The 16,518-nt window shown below is 48.1% G+C and carries 17 protein-coding genes and 1 pseudogene; 3 read left to right on the top strand and 15 right to left on the bottom strand.

What is annotated here, in order from left to right; translation table 11 throughout:
* Positions 1 to 18: 18 nt before the first annotated feature.
* Positions 19 to 702, top strand: coding sequence for a TetR family transcriptional regulator (locus ACTL32_RS04665; RefSeq protein ID WP_441340365.1), 684 nt, complete (start codon positions 19 to 21; stop codon positions 700 to 702).
* A gap of 107 nt (positions 703 to 809) precedes the next feature.
* Positions 810 to 1,166 carry a hypothetical protein gene (locus ACTL32_RS04660; protein WP_204891586.1) on the top strand — a complete coding sequence of 119 codons (357 nt, stop codon included), beginning with the start codon at positions 810 to 812 and terminating at the stop codon, positions 1,164 to 1,166.
* A 321-nt stretch (positions 1,167 to 1,487) separates the two neighbouring features.
* On the opposite strand, the gene ACTL32_RS04655 is transcribed toward ACTL32_RS04660, so the two are convergent.
* On the bottom strand, positions 1,488 to 1,694 hold the full coding sequence (locus ACTL32_RS04655; protein WP_441340364.1) for a hypothetical protein: 207 nt from the start codon (positions 1,692 to 1,694) through the stop codon (positions 1,488 to 1,490).
* Positions 1,695 to 1,820: 126 nt separating this feature from the next.
* On the opposite strand from ACTL32_RS04655, the gene ACTL32_RS04650 reads away from it, so the two are divergent.
* On the top strand, positions 1,821 to 2,150 hold the full coding sequence (locus tag ACTL32_RS04650) for a hypothetical protein (protein ID WP_441340363.1): 330 nt from the start codon (positions 1,821 to 1,823) through the stop codon (positions 2,148 to 2,150).
* 48 nt (positions 2,151 to 2,198) lie between these two features.
* On the opposite strand, the gene ACTL32_RS04645 is transcribed toward ACTL32_RS04650, so the two are convergent.
* The 14 genes and pseudogenes from ACTL32_RS04645 to selB form a co-directional block, all read right to left on the bottom strand.
* Positions 2,199 to 3,296 carry a tartrate dehydrogenase gene (locus ACTL32_RS04645; RefSeq protein WP_441340362.1) on the bottom strand — a complete coding sequence of 366 codons (1,098 nt, stop codon included), beginning with the start codon at positions 3,294 to 3,296 and terminating at the stop codon, positions 2,199 to 2,201.
* A gap of 56 nt (positions 3,297 to 3,352) precedes the next feature.
* Positions 3,353 to 4,780 (bottom strand): amidase, encoded by a 1,428-nt coding sequence (locus ACTL32_RS04640; RefSeq protein ID WP_441340361.1) that lies wholly within the window; start codon positions 4,778 to 4,780, stop codon positions 3,353 to 3,355.
* A gap of 34 nt (positions 4,781 to 4,814) precedes the next feature.
* Positions 4,815 to 6,083 carry a TRAP transporter large permease gene (locus tag ACTL32_RS04635; RefSeq protein ID WP_441340360.1) on the bottom strand — a complete coding sequence of 423 codons (1,269 nt, stop codon included), beginning with the start codon at positions 6,081 to 6,083 and terminating at the stop codon, positions 4,815 to 4,817.
* A gap of 17 nt (positions 6,084 to 6,100) precedes the next feature.
* Entirely contained in the window at positions 6,101 to 6,619 is a 519-nt protein-coding gene (locus tag ACTL32_RS04630) for a TRAP transporter small permease (protein ID WP_441340359.1), read from the bottom strand.
* A gap of 80 nt (positions 6,620 to 6,699) precedes the next feature.
* Positions 6,700 to 7,740, bottom strand: a complete 1,041-nt coding sequence (locus tag ACTL32_RS04625) for a TRAP transporter substrate-binding protein (RefSeq protein ID WP_441340358.1) — start codon at positions 7,738 to 7,740, stop codon at positions 6,700 to 6,702.
* 209 nt (positions 7,741 to 7,949) lie between these two features.
* Positions 7,950 to 8,636 carry a GntR family transcriptional regulator gene (locus ACTL32_RS04620; RefSeq protein ID WP_441340357.1) on the bottom strand — a complete coding sequence of 229 codons (687 nt, stop codon included), beginning with the start codon at positions 8,634 to 8,636 and terminating at the stop codon, positions 7,950 to 7,952.
* 358 nt (positions 8,637 to 8,994) lie between these two features.
* On the bottom strand, positions 8,995 to 10,326 hold the full coding sequence (locus ACTL32_RS04615; RefSeq protein WP_441340356.1) for an MmgE/PrpD family protein: 1,332 nt from the start codon (positions 10,324 to 10,326) through the stop codon (positions 8,995 to 8,997).
* 2 nt (positions 10,327 to 10,328) lie between these two features.
* Positions 10,329 to 10,982 carry a GntR family transcriptional regulator gene (locus ACTL32_RS04610; RefSeq protein ID WP_441340355.1) on the bottom strand — a complete coding sequence of 218 codons (654 nt, stop codon included), beginning with the start codon at positions 10,980 to 10,982 and terminating at the stop codon, positions 10,329 to 10,331.
* A 146-nt stretch (positions 10,983 to 11,128) separates the two neighbouring features.
* Positions 11,129 to 11,791, bottom strand: a complete 663-nt coding sequence (locus ACTL32_RS04605) for a potassium channel family protein (RefSeq protein WP_204891594.1) — start codon at positions 11,789 to 11,791, stop codon at positions 11,129 to 11,131.
* Between the two features lie 211 nt (positions 11,792 to 12,002).
* The gene (locus ACTL32_RS04600; RefSeq protein ID WP_441340680.1) at positions 12,003 to 12,629 is read right to left on the bottom strand and encodes a thioredoxin family protein; all 627 of its coding nucleotides are present in this window, start codon (positions 12,627 to 12,629) and stop codon (positions 12,003 to 12,005) included.
* A gap of 15 nt (positions 12,630 to 12,644) precedes the next feature.
* Positions 12,645 to 12,758 (bottom strand): peroxiredoxin family protein, encoded by a 114-nt coding sequence (locus tag ACTL32_RS04595; protein ID WP_441340354.1) that lies wholly within the window; start codon positions 12,756 to 12,758, stop codon positions 12,645 to 12,647.
* Between the two features lie 64 nt (positions 12,759 to 12,822).
* Positions 12,823 to 14,232, bottom strand: a complete 1,410-nt coding sequence (gene selA, locus ACTL32_RS04590; protein ID WP_441340353.1) for an L-seryl-tRNA(Sec) selenium transferase — start codon at positions 14,230 to 14,232, stop codon at positions 12,823 to 12,825.
* Positions 14,233 to 14,297: 65 nt separating this feature from the next.
* Positions 14,298 to 14,480 (bottom strand): annotated as a pseudogene (locus ACTL32_RS04585) (Rdx family protein); the annotation flags it as partial.
* A gap of 65 nt (positions 14,481 to 14,545) precedes the next feature.
* A complete protein-coding gene (gene selB, locus ACTL32_RS04580; RefSeq protein WP_441340352.1) occupies positions 14,546 to 16,450 on the bottom strand; it encodes a selenocysteine-specific translation elongation factor in 1,905 nt (634 codons plus the stop codon).
* Positions 16,451 to 16,518 lie beyond the last annotated feature (68 nt).

Genomic DNA, 16,518 nt, shown 5'->3' with positions numbered 1-16,518 from the left:
CAAGGATGTGCGGGCATTATGGATAATAAAGAACTCAAGAAAAGGCGCATGTGGACGTTCTTTATCGACGCAACTGAAGAACTGATCAAGACTGAAGGTTTCCAGCAGGTGACCATCCGAAAAGTCGCGGACAAGGCGGGCTACAACAGTGCCACCATCTATAATTACTTCGGCGAACTCTCGCATCTGCTGTTTTTTGCTTCCTTGAAGTTTTTGAAGCCATATCTGGAAACAGTCAGCCGGGAAATGGAAAAGACCGATGACCCGGTTGAGAAGTACCTTATTGCCTGGGAATGCTTCAGTGAATATTCGTTCAAGATCCCGGATATTTTCCAGACGGTCTTCCTGATGGACCTGGGAGACCATCCAAAAACCCTACTTGCAAGTTATTATGAGCTTTACCCATCAGATTTGATGGCAATACCGGAAGAACTGCAGCCGGCATTGATGGAGCGCAATATCGCAGACCGCGGGCGTTTTACGATCGGCCCACTTGTAAAAGCCGGACTGTTGAGCGAAATCCAGGCCGAAGAAGTGAACGAACTGACCAATCTTGTCTGGCAAGGGATGTTCACCACCTTGCTGAACAACCGGAACCATTACACGCCGGAGGAAGCCCAGAAGCGGACAATGAAGTATATCCGGGAAATCGTGGAACACAAAGTCGGACTCAGCAAAACCGAGCCTGCCCGTAACGCGTAGCCGCGCTTTTCCCTTGTTTTTTCCGGATTGATTTCCGGAAAAGGTTTTCTTTCCCTTTCTTTTTCTTCTATAATGAGGAGAGTCTTAAACAAAGAAGGTTTTACCAAATGGAACAAATTTTATGGTTTATCTATGCAGCTATCCTCGGCACTGCAACCGTCGGATTCATCATCCACAGCGGGCCGCTGAATTTTCCGGTCAAATTCGATTTGGCCGTCTCAGTCGTGACATGGATCGGCCTGTTCGGCTTTGTCACCGGCAACCAGTTTTTCGAACCGATTGTCTGGAAGTTCGTTTTTTTCGGCGGACTGCTCTGGGACATCCTTTTCGCATTCAAGCTCAAGCAGGAATTCGCAGGCGAACGCGAAGAAGTCGCCGGCCTGACCGGCACGTTCTTCCTTGCCCTGTCGACGGTGATCCTGCTCGGGCCGCTTTATTACGGTTTGTACCAATATGCATTCTAAAAAAACAAGGACTTCCCGGGAATGGGAAGTCCTTGTTTTCAATTTGTCGAGAAGCCTTCTGCTCCTGCATCGCTGCACTAGCTTCGTCGCAAATAAAATGACCCAAACTGCTTTTGGGCCATTTTATTGCCTAGCCCGTGGACGCGCCGGCGTTGGTTATGTTTATTAAGAATTAGGTGACTCTATTCTTTTTTAAAGTGCTATCTAAGATATGGAGCGAAGCTGTTTTGCGGAATATCGATTGACCAATTAAAAAAGCACTTTATGTCTTTCTTACCATGCTGAAAACAAGGGCTTCCCGGGAATGGGGAGTCCTTGTTTTCAATTTGCGGCGTCCATATGGCATTCGAAATAGACGATTTTCAGGCCGCTTTTCTTGATCGCCGGGAACCCGCCTTTTTCATAGCAGGCATCCGCCACAGCTGTGGTTTCCTTGTAGCTGAAGTAGGCCTTGGCCGACAGCAAGACGGCAACAAGGACCGCTCCCGCTCCCAAGAGGAACAACAACTTCTTGGCATTTCCACTCAAACTAAAACCTCCCTTGCTTATGTACCGTTTCCATCCTATCACCTTTCGCTTCCGGAAGCCCTTTCCACTATTGTAAATTCGCTTCCAACAGCATATGATGAAAAGAAACCGTGAACGGAGCCGCTTATGAAAAAGTTGCATGGAATCTTGCTGCTGCCGCTCTTCCTGCTCGCCGGCTGCTTCAATGGCCCTCCGTTGATCACCGGCGAATACAGCCGCATGGAAGCCGCAAAAGGCGGGATGACCTTCTTCGAGACCAAAGATGCGCGCGAAATTGAAGAAGCCATCGAGGCCATCAACAGCGGGCGCCGGGAGGAGACGCACGAATGGGAGCTGCCGGAACCCGAAGGCACCCTCACCTTCTCAAATGCTGAGGACGACTTGGTGCTGACACTTTTTGACGATGGAGTGACCATTGATGAATATTTCGTCTACGTTGAATTGGATTTGGAGTGACGCACAAACCCCCGTCCCGGGAACTTTCCGGAACGGGGGTTTTAGGTTTTATTCGGTTGCTTTGACTGCTGCGAGGTTCCGGATAATGGCTTCCGTCACACCTGCGGTGTCGTGCGTGCCGCCGATGTCGCGCGTCATGATGCCTTGGCGCGTCGTTTCGGCAATCGCCCGGTTGAGCTGTTCCGCTTCTTCTTCGAGCCCAAGATGGCTGAGCATCATCGCGGCGCTGGCGATCGAGCCGATCGGGTTGGCGATGCCTTGTCCGGCGATATCCGGCGCAGAGCCATGGACCGATTCGAACATGCTCGGCGCTTTCCGTTCGGGGTCCAGGTTGGCGCTCGGCGCAAGGCCGAGGCTGCCGGCAAGCGCACTGCCGAGATCGGAAAGGATGTCGGCAAATAAATTCGACGCCACCACTACTTCTAGCTCCTCCGGACGCAGCACAAAGTGGGCGGCGACGGCATCGACCAGCCCCTGTTCCGCTTCGACGTCCGGGTACTCTTTACTGACACGGGCGAACACTTCATCCCACAGGACCATGCCGTATTGCTGGGCATTGCTTTTGGTGACGCTGAGCACCCGTTTGCGCTTGCGCGTGCGGGCAAGTTCAAAGGCAAAACGGATGATGCGCTCGCAGCCGTGTTCCGTAAAAAGCGCGGACTGGACAGCGACTTCCTTGCCCGGGCCGCGTCCTGCGAAATTGCGGCCGCCGATGCCGGAGTATTCCCCTTCCGAATTCTCGCGGACAAGCACCCAATTGAGCGTATCGACGTCGGGATGGTTGAGGCGCCTTGGCACCCCGGGCAGAAACTCGATCGGGCGCACATTCGCCCATTGGTCGAGCCCCTGGCATATCGCCAGGCGCAGTCCCCACAGCGATACATGGTCCGGTACGCCCGGAAAGCCGACCGCCCCGAAATAGATGGCGTCATATTCCTTCATTTTTTCTACGCCGTCTTCGTCCATCATCTTGCCATGCTCGAGATAGTATTCGCACCCCCACGGGAAGCTGTCTTTCTCGAAAGCGAAGCGGCCGCCTGATTCTTCCGCCATATGGTCCAGCACCTGCAGCCCTGCTGCTATCACTTCCTTGCCGATGCCGTCTCCCGGCACTACAGCCAGCTTGAATTTTTTCGTTTCATCCATCCTCTATCCCTCCATTTGCTAACCAACAAATCATAATTTACTGAACTAGTTTTTCATTACTTATGGTTGATTTCATATTTTGCTGTATCAATTGATAACTCTTTTTCTAGTGAATAACCAACTCTATACAAAAGAGCTTCATCAAATTCTTTACCAATGAGCTGAATACCGATTGGCATTCCTTCTTTAGAAAAACCACATGGTATTGATAGACTTGGAAAACCATTCAAATTAGTTGGAGCAGTTAACTTAATGATTGACCATCGAATATGTTGACCAATATATTTTTCAATATTCACATGCCGCTCTTCAATTTTTGGTGGAAGAATAGGTAAAGTAGGAGTTAGAATTACATCAACTTCTGTAAGAATTTGATTAAATTCCTCTTTTGCAAGTTGCCGGGTCTGCAAAGCTTGAGCGTATTCATACCCTTTTGTTTCTAAGGCAGTATATAATCTTTCCTTTACCTCATCGTCCCATTTATCCGGATAATCATTCAGGTTTTTTTCATGCACTGCAAAAGCTTCACTTCGCAGTATTGCTTTATGTGCATCAGAGAACTTCTCTATATTAGGCAAATCCACTGAAGTAACAATAGCACCCATATCTCGTAAGACTTCAATAGTTTTATCAATTACCATCCTAACTTCTTCATTCATATCTTCAAAAAAGAAGCTTGAAGGCAATCCAAATTCCATCCCTTCAATTCCTTTTCCAATATCTCTTGTATAATCTTCTTTTTCATGTGTAACAGAAAGCGGATCCGCTGGGTCAGAACCTGCAAGAGCGTTCAACAATAATGCATTATCTTTAACAGTTCTAGTTAACGGCCCAATATGGTCAAGTGTCCAGGAAAGAGGGTAGACTCCATGTTTACTGATAAGCCCATACGTCGGCTTCATTCCGACTACACCACAGAAAGAAGCTGGAACTCTTATTGATCCACCTGTATCAGTACCTAATGATCCGAAACATAAACAAGCTGAAACTGCAGCTGCGGAGCCACTGCTCGACCCTCCTGTCATTTTTTCTAAATCGTAGGGATTCCGTACAGGTCCAAAAAAGGAGCGGTCACCTGTCGGTCCATAGGCAAATTGGTGAGTGTTTAATTTCCCGATTATAATTGCGCCTGCTTCTGCTAATTTTTCTACTACCGTTGCATCGTATGTTGGAATGAAGTTCTGATATATATCTGAACCCATCGTTGTCTTCAAGTTTTTAGTATAGATCAAATCTTTTAATCCTATAGGTATTCCATGTAACGGACCTCTATATTTCCCATTTTCGATTTCTTTTTCGGCTTTAACTGCTTGTTCCAGAACCTTTTCCTTATTCACTGTAATAAAAGAGTTAATTAATGGATCAATTTCTTCAATGCGCTCAAGCAACTGTTTCGTTAATTCAACTGGAGAAATTTTCTGCTCTTCAATAAGCTTCGCGACTTTTTCGATATCGTAAGTTAATAATTCTTCCATCGTCTTCATTTATTCTCCGCCTTTCAATTAACTCGTTCTACAGTTATTGAATTAACCATAAAGAGATTGCTGGAAATGCAATAACTATCACTAAACCAACTACCAATACAGCGTAAAATGGTAAAACACCTTGAACGACATTTCCTATTTTCTCTCGGGTAATGCCGCTTACTACAAATAAATTCAAACCTACAGGAGGAGTTATCATCCCTAATTCCATGTTTATGGTCATAATTATCGCAAAGTGAATCAAGTTTAAATCGAACAATGCGAGAATTGGAAGCAAAATTGGCAAGGTAATTAAAATAATAGAAACTGCGTCTAGGAACATGCCTAATACAAAAAACATTAAGTTAACAGCAATTAAGAAAATCCAGACGTTTGCTGCACTTGATTGGATCCACTCTGTAGCCAATTGAGGAATTTGTTCAGTAGTAAGGAACATTCCAAAAATATTTGCGGCGGCGATAATGAGGAAAATCATTGCCGTCACATTTATTGATTCTTTTACTATTTTTCCGAATAAAGGAATCTTCATTTCTTTATATACAAATACCGAAATAATTACAGAATAAAGAACTGCCATGAAAGAGGCCTCCGTTGGCGTCATAACTCCTGTATAAATTCCTCCAAGGATTAAGAAAGGCAATACAAGACCCCATATCGCTTTTCGGGATTTACGCATTCTTTCTCGCATGCTTTCTTTCGGCAACGTACCATAGTTATTTATTCGCGCATTTATCACAGCGGATATCACCAACAAAGAGCCTAAGAACAAACCTGGCAGAATACCAGCCGTAAATAAATCTCCAATGGATTGTTCGGAAACGACTCCATAAATTATGAGTGGAATAGAAGGAGGCAACAATATGCCCAGAGTGCCAGCAGCCGCAACAAGCCCCATCGAGTAACGTTTGCTATACCCAGCTTCTACCATTGCGGGAATCATAATCGCGCCGACAGCAGCCGCAGTTGCAGGACTAGACCCTGAAATAGCCGCGAAAATCATACAGGCAAAAATTGTAACAAGAGCAAGTCCACCTCTAAAGTGGCCAATCCATGATCTTAATGCTGCAATCAAATGAAAAGAAATTCCGCCTTTCGACATTATGATTCCGGCAAAAATAAAACCAGGAATCGCCATTAACGCCGAAGAACTTACTGAGGTGAACATTTTTTGTATTACAGCATACATTGTGAAATCAATCATACTTAATGAGAATAAACTTGCTAATCCAAGGCTTACAGCAATCGGAACTCGAATTAAACAAAGGACAAAAAAAGAAATCAGTAAAACAAGTGTTGGACTCATAAAAATTCCTCCCTTCCTTATATGGCATTGTTAATACGGTCTCTCTCTTCCTGCTCCTCACTTGGAAGAGGGTCGCGCAGTGACCTTACAATTCGTATTAGGAAGTAGAATGTCAACAGTCCCATACCAATTGGCATAATTAAATAGGTAATCCAAATTGGAATTCCAACATCGACAGTTGCCCCGCCTTGGATACGTGCAATGCTGACCATTTCAATTCCCATTACGGTGAGAAAACCACTAAAAGCAGCCCCTAGCACATTGCTTACTACGTTAAAAATTCTTTTAATTAATGGAGGCATCTTGTCATAAAGCAAATCAACTACGATATGCCGATCATCTTTCAAAGCCATGCCAAAACCAATAAAAATGGCTATTATCATGAACATTTCAAAAATCTCAGTTGTCCAAGCCGCTGGACTGTTGAAAATATAACGCATAAATACGCCATAAACTGCGATTAAGGATCCCGCAATAAAAAAGAAAGCAGCTATACTCTCTTCTACTTTTTCTATAATCCACAGAACTTTTTTCATTTCAGCCAACCTCCTTTGCATCTATTAGGCAATGATTAATAACAAGATTACAGCCTAGGCTGTAATCTTGTGTAAACTTCTTATTCATTTGCCTGTTTTGCAGCTTCAATGTACTCTTCACCGATAATCGATGTGTATTCATCGTAAATAGGAGCCCAAGCTTCTTTGAAAGCTTCTATTTCTTCTTCAGAAAGCTCATAAATTTCAATTTCTCCTCTTTCTTCTAGATTTTTACGGCTTTCTTCATTCATTACTTTTGCAGCTTTGCGCGCTTCTTCAGTGCCCGCTTTTAAGCCATCTTCAACAATCTTTCTTGTAGGCTCGTTAAGACCATCCATGAATTTCTGATTCACAAACAACCCAAGATCCACACGTGTTTCTCCAGAAACCGTCAAATACTTTTGGATTTCATCAAACTTTTTTGAATCGATGTTCACAAAAGTATTTGTTTGTCCATCAACCGTACCCTGCTGCAAGGCAGTATAAAGCTCAGTGAATGGAATCGAAACTGAACCGGCACCAAGAGTAGAAAAGACTGACTCGAGGACTTGACCACCTTGTGTACGGAACTTCAACCCTTCTAGATCTTCAGGCTTCTTAAGTGGTTTTACAGCATTCGTTAAATGTTTCGGACCGTTTGGCCACATAGCTATTCCATAAATTCCATCACTATCTAAACTAGTTAGTATTTCCATACCTTTTTCGCTATCCCAAAACTTAACTGCTTCATCGTCCCCATTAAAGAGGTAAGGCATAGAAGGAATATTGAAACGCGGGTCTTCTCCCACTAATTTCGATAAATCAATTTGTGTAATTTGAACATTGTTTGCGACTAATTGCTGATAAACATCCTTATCTCCAAATAACTGTCCATTTGGATAAATTTGAACTTTGATTTTACCTTCCGATTCTTTCTCAATGTAATCTTTGACTGCCACTGACCCAACATGTTGAGATGTATTTTCAGCTACTTCATGAGCAAGTTTAATTGTCACTTCTTGCACTTCGTTTTCCCCAGCAGAACTAGGTTCTGAAGAGGAACCGCCGCTTCCGCAAGCCGATAAAATTAACAACATCGTAATGGAAAGAAGAACCAGAAAATTTCTTTTTGAATTTCTCATAATTTACCCCCTATAATTTTGAATTGACTTTCAAAAAAACCCGTGACTTTACGGCTATTTAGCACTTTCAATCATGTACTAGTTAAGCCATCACCTCCTAAAAGTTTATATATTACTTTTTCTTTAAATAACTGATTGGTAAAACAAATAGATTTGTAAGCGCTTTCTTAAATGCGGTGAAATTTTTTTAAATTACTCATTAATTTACTTCAATAATTTCTGAGTACTTCATTTTCTTTTTCTTTGAAAAGTGTTACCAGGTTCTCCAAATCTTCTTTAGTATGCATTGCTATACACTCTACTGCTTTTTCAGAATCTCTTTCTTTTATAGCTTCAAAAATCTTTTGATGACCTTTTAAAATTGTGCTTCCGCGATGTCCTTCATCAGTATTAAGCATGCGATAATAATAAATTAATGAATGCAAATCTTCGATTATTTTTTTCAATCTAATATTTCCGCTTATATTAATTATTAATTCGTGAAAATGGACATTGCACTCTACTATTTTCTCTTTGTCTCCTTTCTCTATGGCTTCTTGAGTTTCAAAGAGAACACTTTCAATTTCCTTTAATTGTTCAAGACTTGCTTTTTTAGCCGTAAGAGCTACAGCAGTTGATTCAAGTGCAATACGGCACTCATAGATATCCTGTACATCTTGCAAGGAAGGTTCATAAACAGTTATCTCTGAATTAGATCCAACAGAAAGGAGTCCTTCATTAACCAAAGTTCTTACTGCTTCGCGAACCGGACTTCTGCTAACTTCAAATTGCTTAGCCAGCTGGGCTTCATATAATCGATCTCCTGGTTTATAATATCCACTCCAAATTCTTTCTTTTATAGTTTGTTGCAACTGCATGTAGTAGGGTTCTGCTTTTTCTAAAGTTTTTTGCTGCATACCTTCCCCCCTCATATCAATTAATCAAATGCTGTCGGCATTATACTGTCGACAGCCGACACTATAATGTCATGGTAATTTATATATTTAGAATTTTCAATATTTTTTTAATATATTATTCCAATTACTTTACTCTGAAATAATATACGAATTAAATTTGCATAGTAATTTTTAATTCAATATTAAAACTGACTTCAATTAACTTAAAATAGAGCAATAAATAATCTGGCTAATATAATATTTATTCACTTATAAGCTTTTATAAAATAGAAACAAATTTAAAATATTTTTCTTATAGAAAAGAAAGAGCAACCAAATTTCTAAGGAAGCTCTTTCTAAATAGAATTTAAGAAAGTATTTAATATATTGGATTTGTTAAGTTTATTAAATCGCCAAGACTATTAATTTCATCTAATTTATATAAAGATTTTCGCAGCGCTTCCGCCTGTTCCGCTCCGATGATCGGATGCACCAGGTTGTTGAACTTGCGCTCCAGTGCTGCGTCGTCCATCGGATTCTCGATGCTGCCAGTGGCATGTTTGACGGTCTGCTCGATGATGCTGCCGTCTTTCAGGTACGCTTTCGCATACACTTCTTCTTCTTTCACGGAGTGATCGACTTTCGGTTTGATTTTCTTCCGGAATGCTACCACCGCCGGATCATGGACTTTCTCATCCGCGTACTGCGCTTCGGCGGCATCGCCTTCGAGGAATGCAATGGCACCGGTGTGGTAGATGCTGAATTTGCCGGCAAGCCCGGTCGGCGGCGTCGGTTTCCCCGTCAGCTCCAGCACGTACGGATTGACGGTCAATTCAATGCGTTCGATGTCTTCCGCTTTCGCCTGCTTTCCGAGTGCGATGCACGCGTCGATTGACGGATGGAGAACAATCCCGCATGCGTAGGGTTTGAAGGCGTTTTTCAAAAGCTCCCAGTCGGTGCCCCAGCGGACGTTCACTTTCGACAAATCATGCTGCGGCGCCAGGACATTCGCAAACCCGCGTTTTGCTTCCAGCACTTCCGTGGAGCTCGTGAAGTTCTTTTTCGCCAGAAGCGCCGCCATGAGGCCGTTCTGCGCCGCTTTCCCGGGATGGAATGGCTTGGTCATCGTGCCGAACATCTCTCGCAGGCCGAACGATTGCGTACCGGCGATGCCCAGAGCCCAAGCCATCTGTTCTTCGTCCAGCCCGAGCAGGATGCCCGCCGCGACAGCCGCTCCGAATACCCCGGTGGAGCTCGTGATGTGGTAGCCGAGATGGTAATGGCTCGGATAGACGGCGTTCGCAATGCGCAGTTCTGCCTCGCAGCCGAGAATGAATGCATGGAGGACCTGTTCGCCCGTCAGATTCATCTTCTCTCCGAGCGCCAAAACGACCGGTGCCACCGGGCCACTCGGATGATGGATCGTATCAAGATGAGTATCGTCATAGTCGAAAATATGCGATGACATGCCGTTGATCAGGCTTCCCAGCAAGATATCCACTTTTTCAGTGCGCCCGAATACCGAAATCTGTCCTGCCGACTCGATATCCTCTTTTAACCCCAGCACCATATCGACTGAAGGGTGGTGGGCCGCGCCGATCGCCACGCCCATCCAGTTGTAGAGGCTCTTTTTGCCGTGGAGTTTGACCTCTTCCGGAATATCGCCCATTTTTGTCTTCAATAAGTTTTCCACCAATTGTTTTGTCACCATCTTCATTCGCCTCCTGCCAATTTTTTCATTGCGTGTTCACGCGCTTTTCTTACATGGTGCTTGGCAATGCTTTCCGCGAACTCGCCGTCGCCTGAACGGATGGCGTCGATCAGCCCCTTGTGTTCTTCGATGTTCTGCAGCGGCCGTCCTGATGTAGACAAGGAAGCCGACATCATCAGGCTGATCTGCGTCTGCAGCATGTTCATGATCGTTTCGAGGTAGACATTGCCTGACAAGCGGGCAAGCGCCAGATGGAATTCCGAATTGATCTCGGCCATTTCCCTGACATTATTTTCGACCGCTTCTTTTTCAGCCCTTTCGATAAAACCGCGCAGCTCTTCGATTATCTGCGGCGTCTGGCGCTCCGCTAGCCTGCGGACAGCGAGTCCTTCGAGCAGCTCCCGCACCTCATAGAGCTGCGTCACTTTTTCTTCTGACAGCGTAATGACCTTCACGCCTTTATGCGGTTCGTGCGTCACGATGCCCTGTTCTTCGAGCTTGCGGATCGCTTCGCGCACCGGTGTGCGGCTGACGCCGATCTTCTCGGCAAGCCCTCGCTCCGTCAGCGTCTGCCCCGGCTTTATGTCGCCCGAACGGATGGCATTGAACAGGTAGTCGTAGACGGAGTTCTTTTTCACTTCATTCAGTTCAATCATAGGAAAACTCCTTGTTCCATAAAATGGTATACCATATTAATCTGAAGTATATAGATAAGTCCTAATAAAGGCAATATTAATATTATATAAAATAAAATGGTATGCCAAATAAAAAACCACCGCTCGATTGAACGGTGGTTTCTCCCTTATAAGCCTCTTTCCTCGAAGCGCTTCAAATCATCCCGGTGCCCCATGACGATCAGGACATCGTTCAGCCGGACCGGATCGCTTGGAACCGGTGCGATGTTCACTTCTTCTCCCCGCTTGATGGCAAGGACGATGCATTTGTAACGGTCCCGGATATTCAGCTCCGACAGCGATTTGTTGGCGATTTTGCTTGTCGCCGCAAACTCAAGAATGCTGTAGTCTTTCGATAAGTCGATGTAATCGACGATTTTCTCGGAGCCCACGTGCTGTGCGACACGCACGCCCATCTCGAATTCCGGCTGGATGACCCGGTCGGCGCCGACCTTCTCGAGAATCTTCTGGTGCTGCAGGTCACGCGCTTTGACCCAGATTTTCGCGACGCCGATTTCTTTCAGCATAAGTGTACACAGTACGCTCGCCTGCAGATCATCGCCGATTGCGACGATGGCGTGTTCGAAATTCCGGACGCCGAGCGACTTGAGCTCGCTTTCGTCAGTGGCATTTGCGACAACTGCGTGCGCCGCGAAGTCCCGGACCGCGTCCACCCGCTCCATATTTGAGTCGATTCCCAGCACCTCATGGCCAAGGCGGTTAAGCTCTTTGACGACGCTGGTTCCGAACCGGCCGAGGCCGATGACCACCACTTGCTTTTTCACGTGCATTCCCTCTTTTCTAAGATGTCCATAAGATCGCCTGCTGAATCCTCTCCTCAGCAAGCTTCGTTAGCTAAAATCTACTCGCATTGCCCCGTGTTGTCAAATGGGCTTTCATCGAAAAGCGGCGATGCCGCCAAGCTATAAAAGAAACCGCCATCCCATTGGTGCCTTATGGGAATGGCGGTCTCTCCTTTTATAGATTTTTGATGACCAGCTGCTATTTTGCCGGAAGAAAACAGCCGTCAGGGCCGCAAATCAGCCCTTGGTTCCGATGCTCCTCTTCTTCCCGTTTCTCTTTTTCCAGCTGGCCTTTCTGCCAGTCAAAATCAATATTAGGGCTGAATTTTTCAGGGTACCGGATATACCAGCGCTGTTTGCGGATGGTGAAATTGTCCGGATCCAGCAGAATGGCATCGTCCAGTTCCTTCAGCGCTTCTTCCTGGCGCCCTTGCTTAACATATTCCATGCCCAGTTTGAATTTGGTCTGGGCCAGCTGAAGCTGAAGGTTCGGCGGTTCATTCTTAGCAGTTTCTTCATCGAACCGGACCGTTTCGGCTTCTCCCTTCAGCAATTGTTCTACGGCTTTGACGTGTTCAGGGTTCTCCACCTTAAAGCCTTCTTTGATCATGCGGATGGTCCCTTTTTCGTCGATGAAAATTCCGTTTGGTACGATTTTGAAGCCGAACAGATTCACCAACTGGTTGTTTTCGTCGACCACTGTCGGGAATGAGGTGCCGCCGACAAACGGCTTCGCCGCTTCCGGCCCCCGTCCATCAACGGCGACCGAAAGGATTTCGAAGTTCTCGTCTTTGAATTGTTCATACACTTTCTGCCAACCTGGCAGTTGTCCACGGCAGCGTCACCAGGAAGCCCACATGAAAATCAGGGTATTCTTCCCTTTGAAATCGCTGATTTTCACTTTCTGGCCATCCATGCCTGTCAGCTCTACATCTTGTATTTTTTCCAATAGCACGTAATCTCCTCCTTTTCGGGCGAAACAGCCCTCTTTGTTTTATTCCACATCCACCGCTTGATTCCTACCAGTTTTGCGCGATTTCTGCCAAGCTTTCCGCCACTGCCGCCGCTTCCGCTTCGCTTACCGTCCGGAAATCGATGCAGACCTTGTGTTCCTGCACCCGGGTGATGACCGGCGTCCGGCATTCGCGGAGCCGGGCTGCAAGGTCATGCGCCGGCATGCCGCCGTGGCTGACAGCGGCGACAAAAGTCGGCAATTCGACGCCCGGCATCGTGCCGCCGCCGATCTGCGATGTGCTTTCCAGCACTTCCAGCCGATAAGCGGATGTCTGCGCTTCCACGTTCCGGATAAACGCTTCGGCCTGTTGCCGGATCGCTTCAGCCGGCCGCATGATATCCCGCACTGCCGGAATTTCCCGCTCGGCGCTTCCATCGAGGTAAGCTTTGAGCGTTTCTTCCAGTGCGGCAAACGTCAGCTTGTCGACCCGCAGCACCCGGGCAAGCTGGTGTTTTTTCAAGCGGTCGATCAGGTTCTTCCTTCCGGCAATGATGCCGGCCTGGGGGCCGCCCAACAGCTTGTCGCCACTGAAGGAAACAAGATCGGCGCCGGCTGCGAGCACGTCCCGGACCAGCGGCTCGTCCCCGATGCCATACTTCTTGAAATCATAGAGGGCTCCGCTTCCAAGATCTTCGTAAAAAATGACATCCCCGCTTCGCTCCTTCAATTCCGCCAGAGCCTCGGTCTCCACCGTCTCCGTAAAACCAAGCATCAGGAAATTGCTCGTATGGACTTTCATGATCATGGCGGTGTCGCCGCTCAGCGCCCGCTCGTAGTCAGCCAGGTGCGTCTTGTTTGTCGTGCCCACTTCCACCAGCCGGACGCCGCTTTCTTCCATGATCGAAGAAATGCGGAAAGACCCGCCGATTTCAACCAGCTGGCCGCGCGAGACGATGGCTTCCCGGTCCTTCGCCAGCGCATTCAGCACCAGGAACACTGCCGCAGCGTTGTTGTTTACGACCATCGCTGCTTCCGCCCCGGTCGCCCCTATGAGCAGATCTTCCAAGATATCGTGCCGCGAACCGCGCTTGCCTTCAGCCGTCCGGTATTCAAGGTTCGAATAGTTCTGTGCTGCACGGACGACATGGTCCACCGCCCGTCCACTCAACCTGGCCCGCCCAAGATTGGTGTGCAGCACCGTCCCGGTTCCGTTGATGACCCCCTTCAAACGGTCGCCGGTCCACAAGGACGCCTTCTTGCTTGCCTCGCTGAAAATAAGGCCGCTGAAATTTTCCAGGGACGGAGAAACAGGCGCCTCCCCTTCGAGCAGGCTGTTGCGCAAAAGGTCCACTTCCTGCTGGATGAATTTTGTTCCTTGTTCGGCAGAAAGTCCGGATGCGGCCAAAAGTTCCTGGAAGCGGCGGTCTTTCTGCAATTCATGTATCGGGGGGAGCTGGCGCAAATATTGTTTCATTTTGGGATCCTCCATCTATTAACTGCTTTGCCTGGGGCGTCCCGTTTCTCCTCCAGCTGCAGCATTCATGTCTCAATTGCCCGGATGACTTCATCAAGCACCGGGTATTGTTTGGTCTCCAGTTTCGAATGGATCATGTTTCCATCCACAAAAACTTCAAATGCCCCGCCGGAACTCGGGACCAGTTCCAGTGATGCGATGTCCGTGCGGAAATGATTGAACAGTTCTGCCGCAAAACTTGCGGCTTTGGGTGCGTAGTTTCATTGCATGCAAAATTCGATTCTGATTTCGTGCTTCATGCGTGCCACCTCCTTTATTGTGCCGGATCCGCCCAGCGGCGCTGTTCGTCTTCGCGCACTGTGGCGCCCAGCGAGTCGAGCAGCTCCAAAAACGGGATCAGGTATTTTCTCGAGACGCCGAGTGCATCTTTCGCCTCTTTCAAGCTGAACGCCGCTCCGGTGCCGCTTTTCAGTTTTGAAGCCGATTCGGCAAATGCGGTGCGGTGGATCAGCGTGTCTTCCGCCAAGCGGTAAGCCTCTCCGCTCTGGAGCAGATAGGCGGTGAAATCCGGGATGCTGCCTTTTGGCAGCGGCGTCCCTTCAAGGTATTCATCCCATTTCTTCGCCTGGAGCCCGTCTTTCTCGAGCGACGTGATGATCCCTTCCATCCGCACCTTCCATTGCTTCGGCAAGTGCGGGCTGAAACCAGCCAGCGCCATGAATTGACCGTCCTTCCGCACTTCGCCCTTTTCGGCCAGCGCGTTCAGGCTGTATTCAATGAACGTTTTCGGATAGCCGGCTCCGAGCGACTGGAGCAATTCCGCTTTCGGGATGCCGGGGCGCATCGGAAACTCGTCGTGGTAGCTTTCGAGCCGCCCGGTGATTTCACCACGGATTTTCGAGAATGTTTTGGCGAGGGTGTATTTCTGGTGCGGCAATTCGAGCAGCCGCCCGCTGTCTAAGCCGGCCGCAATCGCTTCCTGCAGCACGTGTTCATCGAGCGACGTCCCTTGGATCAGCCCTTTGGCATCCAGCAGAATCCCTTTTGCAAGCGCGTCCTCGACCAAGTCTTCCGGCGTCCCTTCTTTCATCGCACGAAGCCTTTCCACCGTTTCTGCGCCGAACCGGTATTTTCCGCCTTCGGGCTGGATGATCCAGCCGCCGCCGAGCGTCTCGACGGGCGTCGGCCGCCGCAGGATAAAGCGGTCGCCGCGCCGGACGACGATCTCTTCATCGAGCCGGATCTGGCACAGCACTTCCTCGTCCGTGCCGTTTAGTTCGTTGCGGTCGAAAAAGACGATCTTCCCCATCACTTCCGAAGTGCCGGTATGGACTTTCACCGGTGCCCGCTGTTTGAGCGGCGCGAATTTGCCGCCAGCAAGCGTGAGCGCCACATCAATCGTGCCGGTCGCAATAAAATGATCGGACGCAACGAGAACGTCGCCCCGTGCCACTTGGTCCCGGTCGACTCCGCCCAGGTTGATCGCTGTCCGCTGGCCTGCCCGTGCGTTCTCCTGCTCCTCATGATGGACCTGGATCTGGCGCGCCTTGACTTTCAACCCTTTCGGGAGCAGCGTCAGCTGGCTGCCCCTTCGGATAGCCCCTTCGTAGATCGTGCCTCGGACGACGGTCCCTTGCCCCTGCACGGTGAAGACCTGGTCGATCGGCAGGCGGAATGAACCATAAGCATCGCGGAACTCCACCTTTTTCAGTACTTCGAAAATCGTTCGCTTCAATTCCGGGATGCCTTTTCCCGACAGGCTGTCGACCATAACGCTCGGCGCACCACCGAAAATGGTCCCCGCCAGGCGCTCTTCAATGTCTTCCTTGACCAGTTCCAGCATGACGTCATCCACACGGTCGATTTTGGTGATCGCGACGATGCACTGTTTGATGCCGAGAAAACGGAGGATTTCAATATGCTCTTCGGTCTGTGGCATGACGCCTTCATCCGCTGCCACCACAAGCACCACCAAATCGATGCCGGCCACTCCCGCAATCATCTGGCGGATAAAACGTTCATGCCCGGGAACGTCGATGATGGAAATGTGCGTGCCGTCTTCCGTCTGCAGCGGCGCATAGCCCGGTTCGATTGAGATGCCCCGTTCTTTTTCTTCTTTCAGCCGGTCCGTATCGACGTCTGTCAGCGCTTTCGTCAACGCTGTCTTTCCGTGGTCGATATGCCCGGCCATGCCGATTGTGTAGTAAGTCTCTTCCATGCCCTCACGCGCCTTTTTTGATTGATCTTATCTTCACTTTAAGCTTCCGCCGCAGGGGTTTCAAGCGA

Source organism: Planococcus sp. FY231025, assembly GCF_052078085.1.
Classification (GTDB): Bacteria; Bacillota; Bacilli; order Bacillales_A; family Planococcaceae; genus Planococcus.
The sequence above is the reverse complement of the archived record's forward strand: the minus strand, read 5'-3'. Positions and strand labels throughout refer to the sequence as shown.

Bases quoted from the DNA above. Each gene is read 5' to 3' on its own strand.
- ACTL32_RS04665 (WP_441340365.1), top strand. From the start codon at position 19: ATGGATAATAAAGAACTCAAGAAAAGGCGCATGTGGACGTTCTTTATC.
- ACTL32_RS04660 (WP_204891586.1), top strand. From the start codon at position 810: ATGGAACAAATTTTATGGTTTATCTATGCAGCTATCCTCGGCACTGCA.
- ACTL32_RS04650 (WP_441340363.1), top strand. From the start codon at position 1,821: ATGAAAAAGTTGCATGGAATCTTGCTGCTGCCGCTCTTCCTGCTCGCC.
- ACTL32_RS04645 (WP_441340362.1), bottom strand. From the start codon at position 3,296: ATGGATGAAACGAAAAAATTCAAGCTGGCTGTAGTGCCGGGAGACGGC.
- ACTL32_RS04640 (WP_441340361.1), bottom strand. From the start codon at position 4,780: ATGAAGACGATGGAAGAATTATTAACTTACGATATCGAAAAAGTCGCG.
- ACTL32_RS04635 (WP_441340360.1), bottom strand. From the start codon at position 6,083: ATGAGTCCAACACTTGTTTTACTGATTTCTTTTTTTGTCCTTTGTTTA.
- ACTL32_RS04630 (WP_441340359.1), bottom strand. From the start codon at position 6,619: ATGAAAAAAGTTCTGTGGATTATAGAAAAAGTAGAAGAGAGTATAGCT.
- ACTL32_RS04625 (WP_441340358.1), bottom strand. From the start codon at position 7,740: ATGAGAAATTCAAAAAGAAATTTTCTGGTTCTTCTTTCCATTACGATG.
- ACTL32_RS04620 (WP_441340357.1), bottom strand. From the start codon at position 8,636: ATGCAGCAAAAAACTTTAGAAAAAGCAGAACCCTACTACATGCAGTTG.
- ACTL32_RS04615 (WP_441340356.1), bottom strand. From the start codon at position 10,326: ATGGTGACAAAACAATTGGTGGAAAACTTATTGAAGACAAAAATGGGC.
- ACTL32_RS04610 (WP_441340355.1), bottom strand. From the start codon at position 10,982: ATGATTGAACTGAATGAAGTGAAAAAGAACTCCGTCTACGACTACCTG.
- ACTL32_RS04605 (WP_204891594.1), bottom strand. From the start codon at position 11,791: ATGCACGTGAAAAAGCAAGTGGTGGTCATCGGCCTCGGCCGGTTCGGA.
- selA (WP_441340353.1), bottom strand. From the start codon at position 14,232: ATGAAACAATATTTGCGCCAGCTCCCCCCGATACATGAATTGCAGAAA.
- selB (WP_441340352.1), bottom strand. From the start codon at position 16,450: ATGGAAGAGACTTACTACACAATCGGCATGGCCGGGCATATCGACCAC.